We start from the raw sequence: 19,868 nt of genomic DNA on the forward strand, positions 1-19,868 counted from the left end.
ATCAACAGACACAATTATACCATTGATTTCATGAAAATGCAACCCCTTATTTATTCAAATTGTAATTTTCGATGGCACTTTCCACTGCTTTTTCCAGTGATTTATAGAGACTTTCTACGGCTCCATTTTTCACAAGAGCGAACTGAGCCCCCATATCAGCAATCTCTGCAATAGCCTTCTTCCCAATCGCTAATTGGTAGCCATCAAAGGTATCTTTTCCAACAACTACCTTGCTATCAGAGATTTGGATTTCGATTTTTTTATCTTTTTTACTCATTCTTCTACCTCATTTCAACCCCTTTATTTTACAAAATTTTTCACATGCTTGCAAGCCGGAAATGTTTCATGATTAAATTATTTTAATTTGCTAGTATCGCTTCCTAAGAAAAAAGAGGGAGTACTTCTCCCTCTGATCATTCCTTTAATCGTTTACTTTGAAAATCCATCCTTCTGGTGCTTCAATATCACCAAACTGGATGCCCGTTAATTCATCATACAGCTTGCGGGTAACCGGCCCTACTTCCGTTTCTGAATAGAAGACATGGAAGTCATCTCCGTGCTGAACTCCTCCGATTGGTGAAATAACTGCGGCAGTTCCACAAGCACCTGCTTCAACAAATCGGTCTAAGTTATCGATTGGGACATCCCCTTCGATTGGTGTCAAACCAAGACGGTGCTCTGCGAGATAGAGCAAGGAATACTTGGTAATGGATGGCAGAATAGATGGGCTAAGTGGCGTCACAAACTCATTATCAGCTGTGATCCCAAAGAAGTTAGCAGATCCCACTTCTTCAATCTTGGTGTGGGTTGCAGGATCCAAGTAGATCACGTCTGAGAAGTTTCGAGACTTAGCTAATTTACCAGGTAAGAGGCTAGCGGCATAGTTTCCACCGACTTTCGCTGCACCTGTCCCATGGGGAGCTGCCCGGTCATAGTCGTCTTGGATCAAGAAGTTGGTTGGAACCAAGCCACCCTTGAAGTAGTTTCCGACGGGCATAGCAAAGATCGTAAAGATGTATTCCTCTGCTGGCTTCACCCCAATGATATCTCCAACCCCAATCAACAATGGACGAAGATAGAGGGTTCCACCTGTTCCATATGGTGGGACATATTCTTCATTGGCACGCACTACTGCTTTACAAGCTTCCACAAACATGTCCGTTGGAACTTGATGCATAAGCAAGCGATCTGCAGTCCGTTGAAGGCGTTTGGCATTTTCATCAGGACGGAACAATTGAATGCTGCCATCTTTTGTCCGGTAGGCTTTCAGCCCCTCAAAAGCTTGCTGTCCATAGTGCAAACTTGGAGAAGATTCCGAAATATGAAGAGTGGCATCTTCGGATAGTTCTCCATTTTCCCAGGCACCATTACGATAATAGGCGATGTAGCGGTAAGGTAATTTCATATAAGAAAATCCAAGATTTTCCCAATCAAGTGATACTGTCATGTCAGTTTTCCTTCTTCCATTCAAGACTTGCTAAATAGCAAGAGCCACCACAAAGGATGACTTTATTCATGTACTCTATTTTACACCATTTCATGAGAATTTCAAGTGAAATTTGCAATTTTCAGAAAATTTATCGAGCAAAAAAATTAGCCATAAACTGGCTAATTTTGTTTTTATTTAATTCTAGCAGTAAAGACTTCTTGATCAGAAATTTGATCATTGACAAAAGAACCATTGCTAGTTCGTTCTGACAAGCTGAGTTGAGTAACATCCACTTCTGTCACCTGACCTGTTGTCGAGGTAATCTGAAGAATTTGATCTTGCTCTCCCACTTCTTCTTGGCTAGTAAAGAGATCAAAATCGCCCTGGTCAGTGAAGACTGGACCTGCCTTAAAGACGCGGTGTGGTTTAGACTTCAGTTCACGCAGGACCTGTAGGCCACGTTTGGCACGGCTGGTCACAGGAATATCATCTTGTGACATTCGTTTGAGGCTGCCTCGCTGGGTCAGGATATACATGCTTGGTGTCGTTGACTTAAAGACGGCCATAACTTGATCCCCGTCTTTGAGGTTAATGGCTTTAACACCTGCTGCTTTGGGCCCTACCACTGGAACCTCTTCAATATTGAATCGGAGGCCATAACCATTCTTAGTAATGATCATGATGTCCTCGAGGACCACTGGTGCAACCGCTACGATACGGTCCTCTTGGTCCTTCAGTTTAGCGTACTTAGTTGATTTAGAACGATAGGTCCGCCATGGGCTCAATTCCTTGCGTTCAAAACGCTTGATTTGGCCTTGTTGGGTAGCTGCAAAGTAGGTCACTCCTTCAAACTGATCCACAATCTCCGCAAAAAGAATCTCTTCTTCTTGCTCGAAATTGGTCAAGGTCTGACTAAGGTGCTCCCCGATGTCCTTCCACTTGGTATCTGCCAATTCATGAACAGGTCGATAGATGGCATTTCCCAAGTTGGTAAAGAGCAAAAGATGCTGGGTGGTCTTAGCAGGCTCTACGAAAATCAATTCATCGTCGTCCCGCTTACCGACTTCTTCCACTGTCGACGCATTGAAGGAACGAGGAGAGGTCCGTTTAATGTAACCCGCACGGGTCACGCTGACGAAGGTTTCCTCTTCAACGATCAGACTAGCTGTATCGATCTCAATCGTTTTAGCAGTGTCTTGCAACTCACTACGACGCGGGTTACCAAAGAGCTTCTTGACTTCACGCAATTCCTTCTTCATGAGGTTAAACATAGTCCGTTCATCCCCAATGATAGCTGCCAAGGTCGCGATTTGCTCCTTGAGACTGGCATGCTCTTCTTCCAAGGTCACGATATCCGTATTGGTCAAGCGGTACAATTGCAAGGTGACAATAGCTTCTGCTTGTTCTTCCGTGAAATCGTAGCTGACCTTGAGGTTTTCCTTAGCATCTGCCTTGTTATCGGAAGCTCGGATCAAGGCAATCACTTCATCGAGGATAGAAATGACGCGGATCAAGCCCTCTACGATGTGGAGGCGTCGTTCTGCCTTTTCCTTATCAAAGCGTGAGCGAGCGACAATGATATCCCGACGGTGAGCAATGTAGCTAGAGAGAATCGGTACGATCCCAACCTGACGTGGTGTGTAGTTATCAATCGCCACCATATTGAAGTTGTAGTTGACCTGCAAGTCTGTGTACTTGAACAAGTAGTTCAAGATTAGATCAGCATTGGCATCTTTCTTCAACTCAATGGCAATGCGAAGACCATCTCGGTCAGACTCATCCCGGACTTCCGCAATACCGGCCACCTTGTTGTTAACACGGACATCGTCGATCTTCTTGACCAAAACAGCCTTGTTGATCTCATAAGGGATTTCGGTAACGACGATTTGCTGCTTACCACCTTTGAGTTGCTCGATTTCTGTCTTAGAGCGGACAACCACCCGGCCCTTACCAGTTTCATAGGCTTTCTTGATCTCATCACGCCCTTGGATAATGGCACCAGTCGGGAAGTCAGGCCCAGGTAGAAACTCCATGAGCTTGTCTACCTGGGCAGATGGATGGTCGATCATGTAGACCACGGCATCGATGACTTCAGCGAGATTATGTGGCGGAATATCTGTCGCGTAACCAGCTGAAATTCCTGTAGCTCCATTGACCAAAAGGTTTGGAAAGGCCGCCGGCAAAACAGTTGGCTCTTTTTCTGTATCGTCAAAGTTCCAGGCAAAGGGCACTGTGTTCTTTTCGATATCTTGCAAAAGATAACCAGCGATTTCGGACAAACGCGCTTCCGTATAACGCATGGCCGCTGGTGGATCACCGTCCATGGAGCCATTGTTTCCGTGCATTTCGACTAGGATCTCGCGGTTCTTCCAGTCTTGAGACATACGGACCATGGCATCATAGATAGAAGAATCCCCGTGAGGGTGAAAATTCCCCATGATATTTCCGACAGACTTGGCAGACTTGCGGTAGCCCTTGTCATGGGTATTGCCATCCTTATTCATAGAATAAAGAATCCGCCGTTGAACAGGTTTCAAGCCATCCCGAATATCAGGAAGAGCCCGTTCTTGAATAATGTATTTGGAGTAGCGACCAAAACGCTCTCCCATGATGTCCTCCAAGGACATATTTTGGATATTACTCATATAGGATACAAAGCCCGTAAAATACAAAGTGAAAATAGGAAATTCTTGCAGTGAGCCATGCTCACAAGAGAATTTATCTTTTTCACACAGTATTTAGGGCGTGTTCAACTCCTTTCAAAGAATGTAGAGTAGATTTTTTTAGAAAAAGGAATTCAGTTACTACAAGTAACTAAACTATCCTTTCTGTATTTTAAAGTGTTTAAAATAGATTATTGAATCAATGATTTGACAGTTTCTCTTCAGCATAAGCTATCATCTTCTCAGCCTCTTCCTGATCGTAGGCAAATCCCATCTTTTTGGCCAGGCTTTGAGCTTCTCGATCAAAAACATTCATGGTAGCAAACAAGGACTGGCTGACCTTCTCTATACTAGATAGATTTAGCAGAGCTGAGAACTCCTTCTCTTTCTCAGCTGGGAGATAGTGAAAGAGGTATTTGTAGTTCTTTCCGATATCAACTGCTCCCCTATCACTTGTCACCTGCCAAGCAAAGACCTTGAGGAGTTCTTGCTGGCAAATGCCATAGAGGTGATCCGTCGCATAGATGAGCTGATTTCTTCGAATGGCCTTTACGACATAAGCCGATACCCACCAAAATTCATTGCAGGATGCTGCAAATTCCTCTTCAGTAGGCGGAGCGGTCCAATAGCGCTTGGAATTAGGCTGATAGGCTTCAAACAAACCTTTGTCGTCTTTTATAACTTCAAAATTTGCTTCGCTGTCCACCCACTCTTGGATATACTCCTTGGGGCAGAGGGTTAAATCAATACGATTCCCATCTTCAAAAAGCATGAGATACAGACGACGGTGTCCAAGGACATTGTGCTGTTCAATCAGACGCATTCCAAACTGGCCTAGCCAAGATAAATCAGATAACAAGTCTTTCAGATCATCAACTATATAAACCACATCGTAATCTTGAAACTCGTCTTTGGATGCCTGAGGATTCGTTCGTGATCCGGATAAAGCAATTGCTTCTACTTCTAGAGTATCAGCTATTTGCAAAATCAGATTCATCATTTCTGTATCAGTTCTCATCTTTCCCTCCTTCATCACTTAAAGGTATTGGTTATATTTTAACAGGATAGAGCAGTAAACTATTGATCACTTCTGAATTTTCTATACAATCAACGACAAGATATTATTAAGGAAGTGTCCCGTAGCCTACTGATCTCGCTCAAAATGATAGAGATAAAGAGGAGGCAGATAGGAAACCAGAATCATCAAAATAAGGACTATGAATACGAACTGATGAATCTGAAATATCATTACCACACACAAGCCAAGAAGACCAATTAATAGGGGGCCTAAGATATAGGATAGGAAAATCAAAAGTCCCTTCCGCAGATTCTTCCTATAAACGAAACACAAACGAATCAGTGTGTAGACTAAGGCTCCTATTATCAAAGGAAAGCCAAATAAAAACATGATAAAGGTCGCCCCTAAAGCAGCGGATTCTGAGCCCTCTATATTAAAAATAAGCATCAAGATCATGAACAAAGTAAACACGATCGGTGCATAAAGTCCTAGTAAACTTTTTTTCCGATGATTCATAAAGAATGCAAAAATAGCTGAGGGCGATGAGACTAAGAGAATAAAACCTAAGTAAGTCCATATAATCGAATGTCCTGAACTATCCATCACTCGCACTTCTTAAAACGCGGTCGTTTCTTCCAGGGTAAACTTAACATTGTCTTCGATCCATTGGCGGCGAGGGGCTGCCTTGTCACCCATGAGGACTGAGACACGGCGTTCTGCACGCGCCAAATCATCAATCGTGACACGAATCAAGGTGCGGGTTTCTGGGTTCATGGTGGTTTCCCAAAGCTGGTCCGCATTCATCTCACCCAACCCTTTGTACCGTTGAAGGGTTGCTCCACGGCCAAAAGTTCGGCGTAGGTCTTCCAATTCATTGTCTGTCCAGGCATAAGCCACTTCTTCTTTCTTGCCTTTCCCTTTAGACATCTTGTAAAGAGGAGGCATGGCGATATAGACACGTCCTGCTTCAACCAAGGGGCGCATATAGCGGTAGAAGAAAGTTAGGAGAAGGGTCTGAATGTGGGCTCCATCCGTATCCGCATCGGTCATGATGATAATCTTGTCATAGTTGGCATCTTCAATTGTAAAGTCAGCCCCGACTCCAGCACCGATGGTGTAGATCATGGTGTTGATTTCCTCGTTTTTGAGGATATCACTCATATTAGCCTTTTCGGTATTAAGAACCTTCCCTCGAAGCGGAAGGATAGCCTGGAACTTACGGTCCCGACCTTGCTTAGCAGATCCACCGGCTGAGTCTCCTTCGACTAGATAGAGTTCGTTCTTGGCAGGATTCTTGGACTGGGCTGGGGTCAATTTACCAGATAAGAGTCCCTTATCCTTCTTGTTCTTCTTGCCATTTCGACTCTCATCCCGCGCCTTCCGAGCGGCTTCACGCGCATCCCGGGCCTTGATAGCCTTGCGGATCAGATTGGAAGCCAACTCCCCATTTTCCATGAGGAAGAAGGTCAACTTGTCAGCGACAATGCCGTCAACAACTGGTCGAGCAAGTGGACTTCCTAGTTTGTCCTTGGTCTGCCCTTCAAACTGCAAATGAGCTTCTGGCACCAAGATCGAAAGAACAGCAGACAAGCCTTCGCGATAGTCGGATCCCTCTAGGTTCTTGTCTTTTTCTTTGAGAAGACCCGTCTTTCTTGCATAGTCGTTCATAGCCTTGGTAATGGCTGTCTTCAATCCTGTCTCGTGGGTTCCCCCATCCTTGGTGCGGACATTGTTGACGAAGGACAAGATATTATCAGAGTAACCATCATTGTATTGGAGAGCAACTTCTACTTGGAAGCCTTCTGATTCCCCATTAAAGTAGAGAACGGGAGTCAAGGTTTCCTTGTCTTCGTTCAAGTACTCTACGAAATCTTGGACACCATTTTCATAGTGAAAGGCCACATGGTTGTCTTCTTCCTTGCGGAGATCGGTCAGCGTCAGTGTTACATCCTTGAGCAAGAAGGCTGATTCTTTGATCCGCTCAGCAATGGTATTAAACTTGAAATCGGTTGTTGAGAAGATGGTTGGATCCGGCATGAAGGTAACCTTAGTTCCCGTCTTAGACTTAGGAGCCGACCCAATCTTCTCAAGAGTAGTAACGGGCTTCCCACCATCTTCAAAACGTTGCTTGTAGACAGCTCCATCACGGGTAATCTCAACCTCTAGCCAGCTAGAAAGGGCATTGACGACAGAAGATCCCACTCCGTGAAGACCTCCAGATGTCTTATAGCCCCCTTGACCAAACTTTCCTCCAGCATGGAGGACGGTAAAGATGACCTCAACGGTTGGTTTGCCCATAGCATGCATCCCTGTCGGCATCCCTCGACCTTGGTCAGCTACAGATAAGGAACCATCTTTGTTGATGGTAACGTCAATTTGAGAACCAAAACCAGATAGGGCTTCATCGACCGCATTGTCGACAATTTCCCAGACCAAATGGTGAAGCCCATTTCCATCTGTCGATCCGATGTACATCCCTGGACGTTTACGGACCGCATCCAACCCTTCTAGTACCTGAATGGCATCGTCATTGTAATTATTAATGTTGATTTCCTTTTTAGACACAAGGAACCTCCTGTTTGTTCATCTTTTCTATATTACAGCTTTTTAGGAAATTTTGCAAAATTTTTCTTTCTTCTCTCCCTTTAACTAGGCTATTTACGTGCGATTGGATCAAATCAACTATCCGATGTGACACTTCAGCTAGAAATTTTCTTTTTCATTCAAAGCATTTTTGATATAATGAAACTATGATGAAAACTATTCTTTTACTCGTATTAGCATACTTATTAGGTTCTATCCCTTCTGGTTTGTGGATTGGGAAAATCTTCTTTAACATCAATCTACGGGAACACGGTTCTGGGAATACAGGGACGACCAATACCTTTCGGATTTTAGGGAAGAAAGCTGGAATTATCGTATTTGCGATTGATTTCCTCAAGGGAACTTTGGCTGTTTTATTGCCGACTATTTTTGGGGTCACGGGAATCTCGCCAATGATCTTTGGTCTTCTCGCTGTCCTCGGCCACACCTTCCCTATTTTTGCTAACTTTAAAGGAGGCAAGGCAGTCGCGACCAGTGCTGGGGTTCTCATTGGTTTCTCTCCCGTTTTCCTCATCCTCTTAGCCATCTATTTCTTTGTTAGCCTCTATTTAACCAGCATGATTTCTTTTTCAAGTGTAACGGTTGCTATTCTGGCTAGTATCGGAGTTCTCTTCCTCCCATTGACTGGCTGGATCCTCCCAAGCTATGACCTTATTTTCACTCTTATTGTCCTCGCTTTGGCCACCTTGATCATCATCCGCCACAAGGACAATATCAAGCGCATCCTCAACAAGAATGAAAACATCATCTCTTGGGGAAAAAACATCACCCATCAAAAACAAAAAGACTAGAGTCAAACCTCTAGTTTTTTTATGTTCAATAATAGAAGGTATTTGGAAGAAAGCAAACAGGAGTCGCCTCCTCCACTTCTTCTATAACCTCACTTTCATGAGTCTCTCTATTTCTTGATAAAGAATCTTCGTTGGCTGGTAGGCTTTGCTTTTCTGAGCCAGAGCCTTTAGGTGCGACCAATCTTCCCGAGAAACCAATTCATTAAATAAGCGCAAGACTTCGGAATCTGTCTTTTTACGAGAGACCAATCCTATTTGGAATAACTCAGCCCGAACCGCATTGTCAAACTGGTCATAGTCCTGGGGCAAAATCAGGCTTGGAATGCCCTCTTCGATACACCCCATCAAAATCCCAGCACCTGCATGATGAATAGCAAAGTCCATCTGATTTAGAACATCTGAATAAGGAAGGTAATCAAAAATCAAAAGATTATCTGACAACACCCGGGGTAGGTGATTCAAACCACTAGGGTCGCCTAGGGTTACGTAAAAGACATAGTCAGGATATTCTTGGCTCAAAAGCTTTGCCAACTCCACCATCCGCTCTTTTTCCCATTTTAAATGAGTGCCACAAGTGACGAGGACCCGCTTTTTAGAGCTAGTGAAATACTGCCTCTGTTCTTGAGGAAGTCGGTCAAAAGATAGACAGCGATAACCAACCCATTTAAGCTGGGATGGAAAATCGTCTCGAAACTCCAACTCTTTCATGCCTAGAGCCAAGATTGAATAGGGAGAATAGATCGCTTCTGTCCCATCTTCACGGTACAATTTGAAATCCTCTAGGGTATCGAGATTCTTCTTAACTAGCGAAAATCCAACTTTCTTTGCCAGACGGATGACTTGCCTACCCAGAGAATCTCTCCACTTGTAGAAGGTCCCCTGGTGAGGTTTCCAGCCACCTAGATAAGCAGGCGTTGTCGTGCGACTTTCAATCGCTACTGGACTTGGAATGGTCGTAATCCAGGGAATGCCCAAACGATCTGCTAACATACCAGCAGGAGCGGCTACAAAATCTGCAATGATCAAGTCTGGTCTCCCCTCAGAGTTCCAAATTCGAGTTATTTCGTCAAAAACTTCAGGGATCAGTCTGCTATTGGCCCCTAATTGTTGGTACATGATAAATAGGTTTGCTTGCTTTGATGTATTGGCTATATCTTCCATGACTGTCGGACGATCAGGAAATAAGGTAAGGCAGTCAAAACCAATCTGCTCAACCAATGCCTTTTTCTGAAAACCTGTAATAACACGGATCTGAAAACGCGGATCCTCCAGTAAGGGCTTTACCAGAGTCAAGGTTGGAAATAAATGGCCACTAAAGGGGACGCTAATTACATCGATTTTTATCACTTTTTCTAATCCAGTCATAGATGATTCCTTTCACATCTTCTCTGTATTCATAGCTATAATGATCCGTATCCACTTGAATATCCGCTGAATGGTGGTCCAGGATACGTGAATAAGGATCTTTCTTTCCTTTGATGACCAGTAGTTCTAGCTCCTTTTGACTTATGAGAAGCTGGGAAACCGGGCCAAGCGCTATCACACGCAATCTTGGAAGGGGGACTTGATTCCCTAAACTTCTGAGCCACTGGGTCAGCATATTGACCCCTGAACTCTTACAAACAAGAACCACTTCCTGCGCTTCCAACAAGGGAGACAAGTGTTGTTGTAAGAGCTTTTGAAAGCGAGGGTTCAAAATGGTATGCCAATAATAGATGATATTGGATGCAGAAGCCGACAAGAGGGATACTTGAGGAAACTGTATATGTTCAAAATCTTGATTGAAGGGAAAATTGCTGGCTACTACTGTATAGCCGGATGGACAAATCGCATGAAGGAGGTCTAGCTGCCCAGCTGTCAGTCCGGCACAAGTGACATCACTGCTCCCACTGAGAAAGAGAACCAAGCGATTAGAGTTTAGCATGGTCTGATCAAGAGATAAAGCAGACAAACGGTCTAGATAGGACTTCATCTTACTCATAACGAATCTTTCCGTCCGTCACACGAATCTTCCGCCCCCGCCAATTAATCACAGGAGGAGTCATTAGAACATAGATAAACAGCCAAGGAAGCAAGAGATCATTCAGCACTTCGTAGGTGACTTCATCCAAGTGTAAGCGATTGGTTAGAATGCTTTTTCGATACAGGAGCATCCAAACTGCCTTGAATACCAGTAAGCTTAAGGCTAGAAGAAGATAAGGCCACCCTAAAATAAGACTTAAGATCAAACCTGGAAGAGGCAGAAAACTCGGTAAACCTATGAGGCAAAAGACCTTCCAGTCCAGGTGTTCTTTGAGATAGATAGAGCTAAAGAGAAGCCAACGCTTCATCTGGAGCAGATATTGCTTGACGTCCTTGATAGTGGTTCGAACATTACAGGTGACCCGTGTTTGGATAATGGATACTCCTTTACTCCTTAAAAAATCGGCTACGGCTAAATCATCACATAGATAATCCTTAATCGCTGTGAAAAGCCCCTGGTCTTTTGCAAGTTCTACCGGTAGGATATAGAACATCCCGTTGATGGAGTGATTCGCCTCAACTTCTGCCATGGTAAAATAAGTAATAAAAGAATTGCCATTTACAAATGCTGCGACCAGCTTGGACCAGAAATTGCTTCTCTCCTGGTTATAAGGAATACCTGTCAGAATGACCTCTTGACCCAAATAGGCAGTCAGCTCCCCCATCTTAGAAAAATCAATCACACTATCATCGTCCAAAACAATCAGATAAGGCCGGGTCACCTCCTCTACAACCTGCTCAATCTTGTAACTCTTGGGATTAATCCCTTGAGGGACGTCTTCAATGAGAAAGACTCGAATGCGTTGGGCAAAGGAAGCCTCTTGGCAAATCTGATCTGCTACTCGCTGGGCTTCTGTATCAGACTGGTCGATCAACCAGTAGAATTCCACTGCTTCTGTTTGCTGGAGATTGGCCAGCAAATCATTCGCTAAACGAGGATCCCCAGAGAGGATGGGTTGGACCACTGTAAAAAGCTCTTCTGGGAAGTCTGCAATATGAGACTGGCCTTTTTTATAATAAATGAAGGACAGTAACCAACGGATGAGAAATAAGAGAAGATAAGCAACGCCTAAAAATATAAATAAAAATTTCATCTAGTAAGTCCCTTTCGTAAATACCGTGCAAGGAGACGAATGATCCATCTTTGGGGAAGCAGACGACCTAGCAAAACGAGCAAGCGATAGCGAAGGCCGATAACAGCATAGGAAGTATCTCTTTCTATGAATCGAATCAACTGCTGAGCGACTTTCTCAGGCTTCATCTGCAAGCGACCGCCACCCAATGCTTCTACTAGTTTGGGAGGAAGAATAGCTGTTTGGACTGGTCCAAGAATATAGAGACCTAGCTGAATCGGTGAATCTGATTGCTTCAGTTCCTCCTGGAGAGCAAGAGTGTAGGTCTGCAAGGCAGCCTTACTGGCACTGTAGGCTGCTAAATAGGGATGAGGAAAAAGAGCAGCCAGAGATGACAGCTGGACCAAGTGGATCTTCTGATTCTTCTTCACCACCTGCTTGATTAGTTGGACTGGAGCATGGTAGTTGACTTGCCAGAGGTCTTGCTCACTAGCTGAATCAAGGTCACTTCCACGGGAAAAGTAAGATAAACCCGCACAATTGACAAGAAAATCTGCATCTAGGTTCTCTACAAAGGCTTCTAGAGCCATTTGATCTAGCATATCTAATGCTAGGATTGACAGTTGCGCCTTGCTCCCAGTTAGTTCCTCTTGGACTTGGGAGAGTCTGTCTGAATCCCGACCTACTAAGACCAGATGATCCAGCCTTCTTGCCAATTCTTTCGCTAGCTGCCGGCCAATCCCTCCTGTAGCCCCTAAAATGATCGCTTTATTAATTGTATCTTCCATCTTCATAGCTCTAGTGTACCAAATTTCGATTAGATAGAAAACATCTACTGCCATTCTTCAACATTTAATGTACAATCTATACCTTAAAATAATGAGAATTTCACTTTTAATCATTGAAATATGGATTGAAATAATTTATAATATCTTGAATAAAAAAATAAGTGAGGGATTTTTATGAAATTCTATTCATATGATTATGTATTGAGTCAGATTAGTCAACAAAATTGGGTCATGGTAATCATGTCCATTCTCTTAGTGTTGGTAACGGCTTTTTTTGCCTTTAAGGCATTTAAGGATAAACGCGGAAGTAAGTTCCGTGAATTATCAATCATTTCTGTCTTAATCTTAGTGGCCGTTGTTTTGATTGGTATTTCAAATTTCCAAAGCAATCAGTCCAACGACAATCAATTCCGTAGCTCTTTGCACTTTATCGAAGTCGTTTCAAAAGAGTTAGGAGTTGAAAAAGAAGATGTCTACGTCAATACTTCAGCGACGACCGATGGAGCTATTATCAAGGTAGACAAGCAATTCTATCGTGCGATTAGCGAAACAGACCCAGATAGCTATTTACTTGAAAAAATGGACTTATATAAAACAGATGTAGAACTGGTGGAGGTTGAAAAATGATAAGCTTTTTTGCTACAATTGCAATTAAATTGGCCTTCGGGCTTCTTTCTCTTGTTTTTGTTATTAACGTAACAGGAAAAGGAAATTTAGCGCCAAGTTCTGCAGTAGACCAAATACAGAACTTTGTTCTCGGGGGTATTATCGGCGGGGTCATCTACAATAGCTCGATTACCATCCTTCAATATGTCGTCATCCTCATCATCTGGACGATTTTGATTCTGTCACTCAAATGGCTTAATACCAATGTATCCTTCATCAAACATCTGATTGATGGAAAACCAACTATTATCATAAAAAACGGAAAATTAGATCCAGAAGCTTGTCGCTCAAAAGGCCTTTCTGCTTCTGACGTCGCTCTTAAGTTGCGCTCTCAAGGGGTCTTCCAATTGAAAGAAGTCAAAAGAGCCATCATCGAACAAAATGGCCAACTCATAATCGTTCGAATGGGAGATGAAAATCCCAAATACCCAATCATTACAGATGGTGTAGTCCAAGTAGAAATCTTAGAGACCATCGGTAAAACTGAAGAATGGCTTATGGCCGAACTGAATAAAAAAGGATTTGAAAATGTCGATGACATCTTTATCGCTGAGTACGACAAGGGTGAGATTAATGTCGTGACTTATTAAAAAGTTACTTCAACTCCTACTCAATCAAAAGAGGCTGGGACAAAAGTCCCAGCCTCTCGATTGTCTTTGGATTGTCGAGCAAGACGCAGTGGTTGAGTGGACTCTACTACGCTGATTTCATCAGCTTTTACAGCCCTACTCAATTGTACGGAGGTGGGACGACGAAATCGAATTCTAACGAATGACCGATTTCTGTCCCACTTTCTTTTTAATACATCTATCTTTTAATAGTATTCCCCTTGGCGATAGTTCCAAGAGTTGAAATGATCGGATAGGTGCATCATGATCTTATCGATATCCAATCCTTTACGGATCACGACTGGGCAAGTATTGACAGAACGGCTACCTGCTCCTTGTTCTGGGATGAGTTTTCCTTCTGCATCAACCATAGAAACCATCACTCCTTGTTCATAGCGAGTTTCAATAGTCTTGTCTGGTTGGATAGAGGCTACATAATCATCGGCTTCGATGACCAAATCCACGGCACCTTCGATTCGCTCTCCGATTCCCTCGACTTTCCCACGATTTCCTTTACCAGATGGGTTAGCTGAAGAGGCATAAACCATTTTGCCTTCTTTTTCCCACATTTCTTTGGCGATTTGCTCACCAGCTTTACCGAATTTGATGACAAAACAGCTGGTTCCACGAACATCTGTCATGAGTTCTTCACGTCCATCGCCGAAGGCTTGTAATTTGGCATAGGCATCTTCACGCCAAGGAAGGATACAACCAAGCAAGATATCTTCATCCCAATGTTTTTGGTAGAAGGCTTCGATTTCAGGATTCAATTGCGCAAGGGCACGAAGTTCATCCATACTTCCGCAAAGAACGACACCTGGTTTGTTGCGGTTACGTTCTTTGGCTTCAAACTTGCGTTCCAAGCCAGCCTTGTCGCTGGTCATGATGATGTAGCCGACTTTGGTAGGGCAGACGATACAACCACCCTCGCCTTTAAGAATGTCAAATCCTTCTTGTGAAAGTGTTCCGTCCCATTGAATGTGTTTTGTCATAAATTTCGTCCTCTTCTATTTCTTTTTTTCTATTCTATCAAAATTCCAAAAAAGCTTCAATATATTTTCTGAAAATTCTTAATTAACTATACAATTTTTATTGCCAATAGGCGGGCCGATTCTTCTCATAAGCAGCAATCAAGTCCTCGTATTGGAGGGTAATCCCAATATCATCTAGACCGTTGAGTAATTTGTTCTTCCAATCCCCATCGATCTCAAAGCTAAATTCTCCAACAGGCGAGATGATCTTCTGCTCTTCCAAATCCACCGTTACCTCATCTGTCGGCTTCAAGCTTGCCAGCTTTTGACGAACCTCTAAAGGCTGGACTATTGGTAGCATCCCATTATTGAGTTCATTATTGTAATGGATATCTCCAAAAGAGCCGGCGATAACGACTTTAAAGCCATAATCAGCTAAAGCCCAGGCTGCGTGCTCCCGAGAAGAACCAGCCCCAAAATTGTCGCCAGTAATCAAGATGGTTGCCTTGCTGTATTCTGGTTTGTTAAAGATAAATTCTGGATCCTCGGTGTATTGATCATCCAAGTAGCGCCAAGCGTACATGAGGTATTTACCAAAGCCTTTTTTATCAATCAGCTTTAAAAATTGCTTGGGGAGGATTTGGTCGGTATCGATATTATCGTTCATCAAAGGAACCGTAGTTCCCGTATAAATGGTAAATTTCTCCATGATTCCTCCTTTTACTCAACTTCTGGCATTTGGCGCACATCGACAAAGCGACCGGCTATTGCTGCTGCAGCGGCCATTGCGGGGCTACAGAGATGGGTCTTAGCCCCAAATCCTTGGCGGTCTTCAAAGTTTCGGTTGCTAGTAGAGGCACAGTGGACGCCATCCGGCACCTTGTCTGGATTCATCCCGAGACACATAGAGCATCCTGGATCACGCCATTCAAAGCCAGCATCCAGAAAGATCTTATCCAAACCCATTTTTTCCGCTGCTCGTTTGACAGGACGGGAACCTGGAACTACGATGGCGGTTAAATTAGGGGCAATTTTCTTCCCTTCTACGAAACGGGCAGCCAGCTGCAAATCGCTGAGTCTGGCATTGGTACAAGATCCGATAAAGATATAGCCCAACTCGATGTCTGAAGCCTTTTGACCTGGTTGGAGATCCATGTAGGCATAGGCCCGTTCATCATTCATATCCCGAATTTCTGGGAAGGCTGTTTCCACGTCGACTCCCATAGAAGGGTTGGTCCCCCAGGTCACCATGGGTGCTAACTGGGATACATCGATGGTGATGACTCTATCATATGTCGCATCGTTGTCACTGACCAGGGACTGCCAATCGGCTACTGCAGCTTCAAAATCTTTTGGCACACATTCACGACCACGGAGATAGTCAAAAGTCGTCTCATCTGGATTCATAATCCCCATCTTAGAGCCGAATTCAATGGACATATTGCAGATGGTCATCCGCTCTTCCATGGTGAGGCTATCGATTGCTTCCCCTCTATACTCGACCACATGGCCAACCCCACAGGCTACGCCATAACGAGCAATCAAGGTCAAAATATAGTCCTTGGCATAAATCCCCTTCTGAGGCTTTCCAGTAAACTCGACCAAGAGCTTCTTCGGTTTGACCTGCCAGATGGTCTGAGTCGCAAAGACATGCTCCACCTCACTGGTCCCAATTCCAAAGGCAATGGCGCCGAAAGCTCCATGGGTCGCCGTATGGCTGTCTCCACAGACAATGAACTTTCCAGGCTGGGTACGTCCTGTTTCAGGACCAACCATATGGACAATTCCCTGTTTTTCTGAACCATGACCTGCATGATCGATCCCAAAGTCCTTGACATTTTCAGCTAATTTATCAATCTGAGCCTTGGAAATCACATCCCGGATATCATAAATGTTAACAGTCGGGACATTGTGATCAAAGGTTCCAAAGGTTAAATCTGGTCTCCGAACCCTTCTACCAGTGTCTCTAAGCCCTTGAAAAGCCTGGGGACTGGTCACCTCGTGGATATAGTGTTGGTCCACATACATGAGTTGGGGCTGGCCTTCCTCACCGGTCACTACATGCCGTTCCCAGATTTTATCAAAAATTGATTTTCCTGCCATCCTTACCTCCATAAAGCGTAGAGTGTGTAAAGTGTGAGAAGGGTTCCTAAGAGCCAGGTGACCTTAAAATACCACTTCTGTGTCTTGTGATGAAAGAGTAGCCCTCCTATCCACGCTCCTAGCCCTCCAACTGCAAAAGCATAAAAGAGCAAGGTCTTTTCTGGTATCCGCCAAGTATTTCTTTTGGCCTTTTCCTTATCAACTCCGTAGAGAATCCCTACGAAGAGATTCCATAGAAGGATCAAGCCAGTAATCATTCCTTTTACACTCATAAGCGTTTTATAATCTCTTCTGTCATTTCTTTTGTCGAAGCACTGCCTCCTAGGTCTCTCGTAAAGATCCCTGCAGCAAGAGTAGCTTCCACTGCTTTTTCAATGCGGCTAGCATCTTCTTCTCGATCAAAGCTTTCTCGCATCATCATGGCAACAGAGAGGATCATCGAGACTGGATTCGCCACGCCTTGACCTGCAATATCTGGAGCTGATCCATGAATAGGCTCATACATGCTTGAACCTGATTCTGAATGGCTAGCCGATGGCATGACCCCAAGAGTGCCAGACAAGACACTGGACTCGTCTGAGAGGATATCACCAAAGAGGTTTTCCGTCACGATGACATCAAAGCGAGAAGGATTGGTAATCATGAGCATGGCTGCTGAGTCTACCAACTGGTGCTCCAAGGTCACATCTGGAAAGTCTTGAGCCACTCGATCAGCTACTTTTCTCCAAAGTTTGGAGGTTGCGAGGACATTTTGTTTATCAATGCTGGTGACTTTCTTGCGACGTCCCCGCGCAATCTCAAAAGCCTTCCGCACGATTCGCTCCACTTCTTCAACTGAGTAGTCGTTGATATCCCGTGCTTGATTTTCTTCTAAGATATGCTCTCCGAAGTAGATCCCGCCGGTGAGCTCGCGAACTACTACGAAATCCACACCATGGATGCGCTCCTCCTTCAAAGGAGAGAGGTGCTTGAGGGAGTCGTAAATCTTGACCGGACGAATGTTAGCATAAAGGTTGAGCTCCTTACGAAGAGCTAACAAGCCTTGCTCCGGACGAATCGGTGATTGGTCATACTGAGGACATCCGATAGCCGCTAAGAGAATGGCATCCGCTTCCTTTGTAGCTTCTAGAGTAGAAGCTGGTAGAGGATGACCAGCCACATCAATCCCTGCTCCCCCAAATGGATGATCTTGGACTGAATAGTCAAAATTTGTTTTTTCTGCCACTGCTTTCAGCACGGACAGGCCAGCCTCCATGATCTCTGGTCCAATCCCGTCTCCAGCTAGGGCGACAATCTTCTTCGTCATAGTGTTCTCCTTTAAGCATCTGGTAGATCACGATAGGATACAATGTGACCGATCTCTCCAGCATTCTCTTTTTGCACCAAGGTATTGGCATTGATATAGGCAATCGCTGACGCCTTCAATACGTCAAAGTCTAAACCAGAAGCATTAAAGATGGTATCCGTCGCTTCGTTTTCAACAGTGACCAGTACACGCGCTTGGGCATCAATCCCATCTGTCACCGCATCAATAGTGTAGGAAGTCAGACGAACTTCTTGATGGAAGAATTGATCAATAGCATTAAAGATTGCTTCCACTGAACCTTGACCTTTGGCAAGGTATTCAAGAATTTCACCATTTTCATTTTTCAGACTGACTGCTGCAGTGATGCTTTCATCTTCATTGGTTGTGAGACGAAGATCATCAAAGTGGAAGCCTTCTGGATTTTCCACTGCTGTACCGGCAACAAGGGCGCGGATATCGGCATCAGTGATCTCGTGTTTCTTGTCTGCCAGAGATTTGAACTTAGCAAACAATGGCTGGATGTCTTCTTCTGTGAATTCCAGTCCCAACTCATGCAGTTTTTCTACAAAGGCATGGCGACCAGACAATTTTCCAAGAGGGAGGCTATTGCTCTTGACACCCACCAACTCAGGAGTGATGATTTCATAGGTAAGAGGATTTTTAAGGACTCCATCCTGGTGAATCCCAGACTCGTGTGAGAAGGCATTGCCGCCAACCACTGCCTTGTTTTTAGGAATTGGAATCCCAGAGTAACGAGAGACCAACTCAGAGGTGTTGATGGTTTCATTAAGGACAATCGGACTCTCCACTTGGAAATAGTCTTCGCGAATATTAAGGGCGACCGCTACTTCTTCAAGTGCAGCATTTCCAGCCCGTTCCCCGATGCCATTGATGGTTCCTTCGACACGACCAGCTCCATTCTTGACAGCGGCGAGGCTATTAGCCACCGCCATTCCTAGATCATCATGGCAATGAGGGGAATAGATAATCTCACGATCTGTCTTGACATGGTCGATCAAGTATTTGAAAATAGCTCCGTACTCTGCTGGTGTCGTGAAACCGACTGTGTCAGGAATATTGATGTAGCTAGCACCAGCATCGACTGCAGTCTGGACAACTTGCAAGAGGAAATCCAATTCCGTCCGTGTCGCATCTTCGGGCGAGAATTCAACAACTTCAAACTTAGAACGCGCATAAGAAACGTGTTCCTTGATCGCTGCAAGAATTTCTTCCTTGGTCTTGTTGAGTTTAAATTCCCGGTGAATGGGACTCGTTGCGATAAAGACGTGAACTTGCGGATACTTGGCGTCTTTCAAGGCTTCATAGCAAGCATCGATATCGGATTTAACGGAGCGAGCCAAACCTGTCACAGCAGTCTTGGTCAAGACCTTCGCAATCTCTTGCACAGCTGTGAAGGAATCCGGACTGGCTGCAGGAAAACCTGCTTCAATAGCAGAAATGCCCCATTTTTCCAATTGCTTGGCAATGGCAATCTTTTCTTTAATGGAGAAATTGACTCCTGGAGTCTGTTCACCGTCCCGAAGACTGGTATCTAAAAATTCAACTTTACGCATAGGGTCTCCTCTTTTCTAAACATAGTGAATAAAATAAAAACATCTCGCCAGTTACCTAAGCGAGATGTTTTGTTACTCCCGCTTGGTAAGCCAAACAGGACTAATGCTTTTGCACTAGCCCGAGTACCTCAACAACAAAGCAAATTGAATAAACTTAGCTGTTTTCATGTTTGACTTTTCTCCTTTGATTGATGTCTTGTTTAGTATTTTAGCATAGGAAAAATTGAATGTCAAGAATTTTCTACAATATTC

Annotated in this window: 18 protein-coding genes; 3 read left to right on the forward strand and 15 right to left on the reverse strand. The window is 44.1% G+C overall.

All coding sequences use genetic code 11. The annotated features are described in order from the left end of the window. Positions 1-46: 46 nt before the first annotated feature. The 5 genes from EAI95_RS02470 to parE form a co-directional block, all read right to left on the reverse strand. On the reverse strand, positions 47-277 hold the full coding sequence (locus EAI95_RS02470; protein WP_048715920.1) for a DUF2969 domain-containing protein: 231 nt from the start codon (positions 275-277) through the stop codon (positions 47-49). A 144-nt stretch (positions 278-421) separates the two neighbouring features. Beyond that, complete coding sequence (locus tag EAI95_RS02475) at positions 422-1,447, reverse strand: branched-chain amino acid aminotransferase (protein ID WP_129822086.1); 1,026 nt, start codon at positions 1,445-1,447, stop codon at positions 422-424. 173 nt (positions 1,448-1,620) lie between these two features. Beyond that, entirely contained in the window at positions 1,621-4,074 is a 2,454-nt protein-coding gene (gene parC, locus EAI95_RS02480) for a DNA topoisomerase IV subunit A (protein WP_129822087.1), read from the reverse strand. Between the two features lie 217 nt (positions 4,075-4,291). Then, a complete protein-coding gene (locus EAI95_RS02485; RefSeq protein ID WP_129822088.1) occupies positions 4,292-5,110 on the reverse strand; it encodes an aminoglycoside 6-adenylyltransferase in 819 nt (272 codons plus the stop codon). Between the two features lie 615 nt (positions 5,111-5,725). Continuing rightward, positions 5,726-7,675 carry a DNA topoisomerase IV subunit B gene (gene parE, locus EAI95_RS02495; protein WP_129822089.1) on the reverse strand — a complete coding sequence of 650 codons (1,950 nt, stop codon included), beginning with the start codon at positions 7,673-7,675 and terminating at the stop codon, positions 5,726-5,728. A 188-nt stretch (positions 7,676-7,863) separates the two neighbouring features. Here parE and plsY point away from each other — a divergent pair, with 188 nt between their 5' ends. Next, positions 7,864-8,505: a glycerol-3-phosphate 1-O-acyltransferase PlsY gene (plsY, locus tag EAI95_RS02500; RefSeq protein ID WP_173018596.1), complete on the forward strand. Its 642-nt coding sequence runs from the start codon at positions 7,864-7,866 to the stop codon at positions 8,503-8,505. Positions 8,506-8,586: 81 nt separating this feature from the next. Here plsY and EAI95_RS02505 read toward each other — a convergent pair whose 3' ends face one another. From EAI95_RS02505 to EAI95_RS02520, 4 genes are read right to left on the reverse strand one after another with little or no spacing between them, the layout of a single operon-like run. Then, entirely contained in the window at positions 8,587-9,870 is a 1,284-nt protein-coding gene (locus tag EAI95_RS02505; RefSeq protein WP_129822091.1) for a glycosyltransferase, read from the reverse strand. Further along, the gene (locus tag EAI95_RS02510; protein ID WP_129822092.1) at positions 9,830-10,486 is read right to left on the reverse strand and encodes a hypothetical protein; all 657 of its coding nucleotides are present in this window, start codon (positions 10,484-10,486) and stop codon (positions 9,830-9,832) included. Before EAI95_RS02510 ends, EAI95_RS02505 begins: the two co-directional genes overlap by 41 nt. After that, positions 10,479-11,621, reverse strand: coding sequence for a glycosyltransferase (locus tag EAI95_RS02515; protein ID WP_129822093.1), 1,143 nt, complete (start codon positions 11,619-11,621; stop codon positions 10,479-10,481). The genes EAI95_RS02510 and EAI95_RS02515 overlap by 8 nt, the downstream gene beginning before the upstream one ends. Continuing rightward, positions 11,618-12,394, reverse strand: coding sequence for an SDR family NAD(P)-dependent oxidoreductase (locus EAI95_RS02520; protein WP_129822344.1), 777 nt, complete (start codon positions 12,392-12,394; stop codon positions 11,618-11,620). Before EAI95_RS02520 ends, EAI95_RS02515 begins: the two co-directional genes overlap by 4 nt. 168 nt (positions 12,395-12,562) lie before the next feature. On the opposite strand from EAI95_RS02520, the gene EAI95_RS02525 reads away from it, so the two are divergent. Both EAI95_RS02525 and EAI95_RS02530 read left to right on the forward strand, forming a co-directional pair. Next, positions 12,563-13,015, forward strand: a complete 453-nt coding sequence (locus EAI95_RS02525; protein WP_129822094.1) for a DUF3290 family protein — start codon at positions 12,563-12,565, stop codon at positions 13,013-13,015. Then, positions 13,012-13,644, forward strand: coding sequence for a DUF421 domain-containing protein (locus EAI95_RS02530; protein WP_129822095.1), 633 nt, complete (start codon positions 13,012-13,014; stop codon positions 13,642-13,644). The genes EAI95_RS02525 and EAI95_RS02530 overlap by 4 nt, the downstream gene beginning before the upstream one ends. A gap of 224 nt (positions 13,645-13,868) precedes the next feature. Here EAI95_RS02530 and EAI95_RS02535 read toward each other — a convergent pair whose 3' ends face one another. From EAI95_RS02535 to EAI95_RS02560, 6 genes are all read right to left on the reverse strand, one after another. Further along, on the reverse strand, positions 13,869-14,654 hold the full coding sequence (locus EAI95_RS02535; RefSeq protein ID WP_006596430.1) for a Sua5/YciO/YrdC/YwlC family protein: 786 nt from the start codon (positions 14,652-14,654) through the stop codon (positions 13,869-13,871). A gap of 97 nt (positions 14,655-14,751) precedes the next feature. Continuing rightward, positions 14,752-15,342, reverse strand: a complete 591-nt coding sequence (gene leuD / locus EAI95_RS02540; RefSeq protein WP_006596431.1) for a 3-isopropylmalate dehydratase small subunit — start codon at positions 15,340-15,342, stop codon at positions 14,752-14,754. Positions 15,343-15,353: 11 nt separating this feature from the next. Next, complete coding sequence (gene leuC, locus EAI95_RS02545; protein ID WP_129822096.1) at positions 15,354-16,736, reverse strand: 3-isopropylmalate dehydratase large subunit; 1,383 nt, start codon at positions 16,734-16,736, stop codon at positions 15,354-15,356. 2 nt (positions 16,737-16,738) lie between these two features. Continuing rightward, positions 16,739-17,008 (reverse strand): DUF1294 domain-containing protein, encoded by a 270-nt coding sequence (locus EAI95_RS02550; protein WP_048689804.1) that lies wholly within the window; start codon positions 17,006-17,008, stop codon positions 16,739-16,741. Next, positions 17,005-18,042, reverse strand: a complete 1,038-nt coding sequence (leuB, locus tag EAI95_RS02555; protein ID WP_129822097.1) for a 3-isopropylmalate dehydrogenase — start codon at positions 18,040-18,042, stop codon at positions 17,005-17,007. The genes EAI95_RS02550 and leuB overlap by 4 nt, the downstream gene beginning before the upstream one ends. Positions 18,043-18,053: 11 nt before the next feature. Next, a complete protein-coding gene (locus EAI95_RS02560) occupies positions 18,054-19,616 on the reverse strand; it encodes a 2-isopropylmalate synthase (RefSeq protein WP_129822098.1) in 1,563 nt (520 codons plus the stop codon). Between the last annotated feature and the right edge of the window lie 252 nt (positions 19,617-19,868).

It is taken from the genome of Streptococcus sp. bf_0095, from assembly GCF_004166885.1.
In the GTDB taxonomy this organism is placed as follows: Bacteria; Bacillota; Bacilli; order Lactobacillales; family Streptococcaceae; genus Streptococcus.

Coding starts and splice junctions, on each gene's coding strand:
- EAI95_RS02550 (WP_048689804.1), bottom strand. CDS start 17,008: ATGAGTGTAAAAGGAATGATTACTGGCTTGATCCTTCTATGGAATCTC.
- leuD (WP_006596431.1), bottom strand. CDS start 15,342: ATGGAGAAATTTACCATTTATACGGGAACTACGGTTCCTTTGATGAAC.
- EAI95_RS02530 (WP_129822095.1), top strand. CDS start 13,012: ATGATAAGCTTTTTTGCTACAATTGCAATTAAATTGGCCTTCGGGCTT.
- leuC (WP_129822096.1), bottom strand. CDS start 16,736: ATGGCAGGAAAATCAATTTTTGATAAAATCTGGGAACGGCATGTAGTG.
- EAI95_RS02485 (WP_129822088.1), bottom strand. CDS start 5,110: ATGAGAACTGATACAGAAATGATGAATCTGATTTTGCAAATAGCTGAT.
- EAI95_RS02525 (WP_129822094.1), top strand. CDS start 12,563: ATGAAATTCTATTCATATGATTATGTATTGAGTCAGATTAGTCAACAA.
- parC (WP_129822087.1), bottom strand. CDS start 4,074: ATGAGTAATATCCAAAATATGTCCTTGGAGGACATCATGGGAGAGCGT.
- EAI95_RS02470 (WP_048715920.1), bottom strand. CDS start 277: ATGAGTAAAAAAGATAAAAAAATCGAAATCCAAATCTCTGATAGCAAG.
- plsY (WP_173018596.1), top strand. CDS start 7,864: ATGAAAACTATTCTTTTACTCGTATTAGCATACTTATTAGGTTCTATC.
- EAI95_RS02520 (WP_129822344.1), bottom strand. CDS start 12,394: ATGAAGATGGAAGATACAATTAATAAAGCGATCATTTTAGGGGCTACA.
- leuB (WP_129822097.1), bottom strand. CDS start 18,042: ATGACGAAGAAGATTGTCGCCCTAGCTGGAGACGGGATTGGACCAGAG.
- EAI95_RS02515 (WP_129822093.1), bottom strand. CDS start 11,621: ATGAAATTTTTATTTATATTTTTAGGCGTTGCTTATCTTCTCTTATTT.
- EAI95_RS02560 (WP_129822098.1), bottom strand. CDS start 19,616: ATGCGTAAAGTTGAATTTTTAGATACCAGTCTTCGGGACGGTGAACAG.
- EAI95_RS02475 (WP_129822086.1), bottom strand. CDS start 1,447: ATGACAGTATCACTTGATTGGGAAAATCTTGGATTTTCTTATATGAAA.
- EAI95_RS02510 (WP_129822092.1), bottom strand. CDS start 10,486: ATGAGTAAGATGAAGTCCTATCTAGACCGTTTGTCTGCTTTATCTCTT.
- EAI95_RS02535 (WP_006596430.1), bottom strand. CDS start 14,654: ATGACAAAACACATTCAATGGGACGGAACACTTTCACAAGAAGGATTT.
- EAI95_RS02505 (WP_129822091.1), bottom strand. CDS start 9,870: ATGACTGGATTAGAAAAAGTGATAAAAATCGATGTAATTAGCGTCCCC.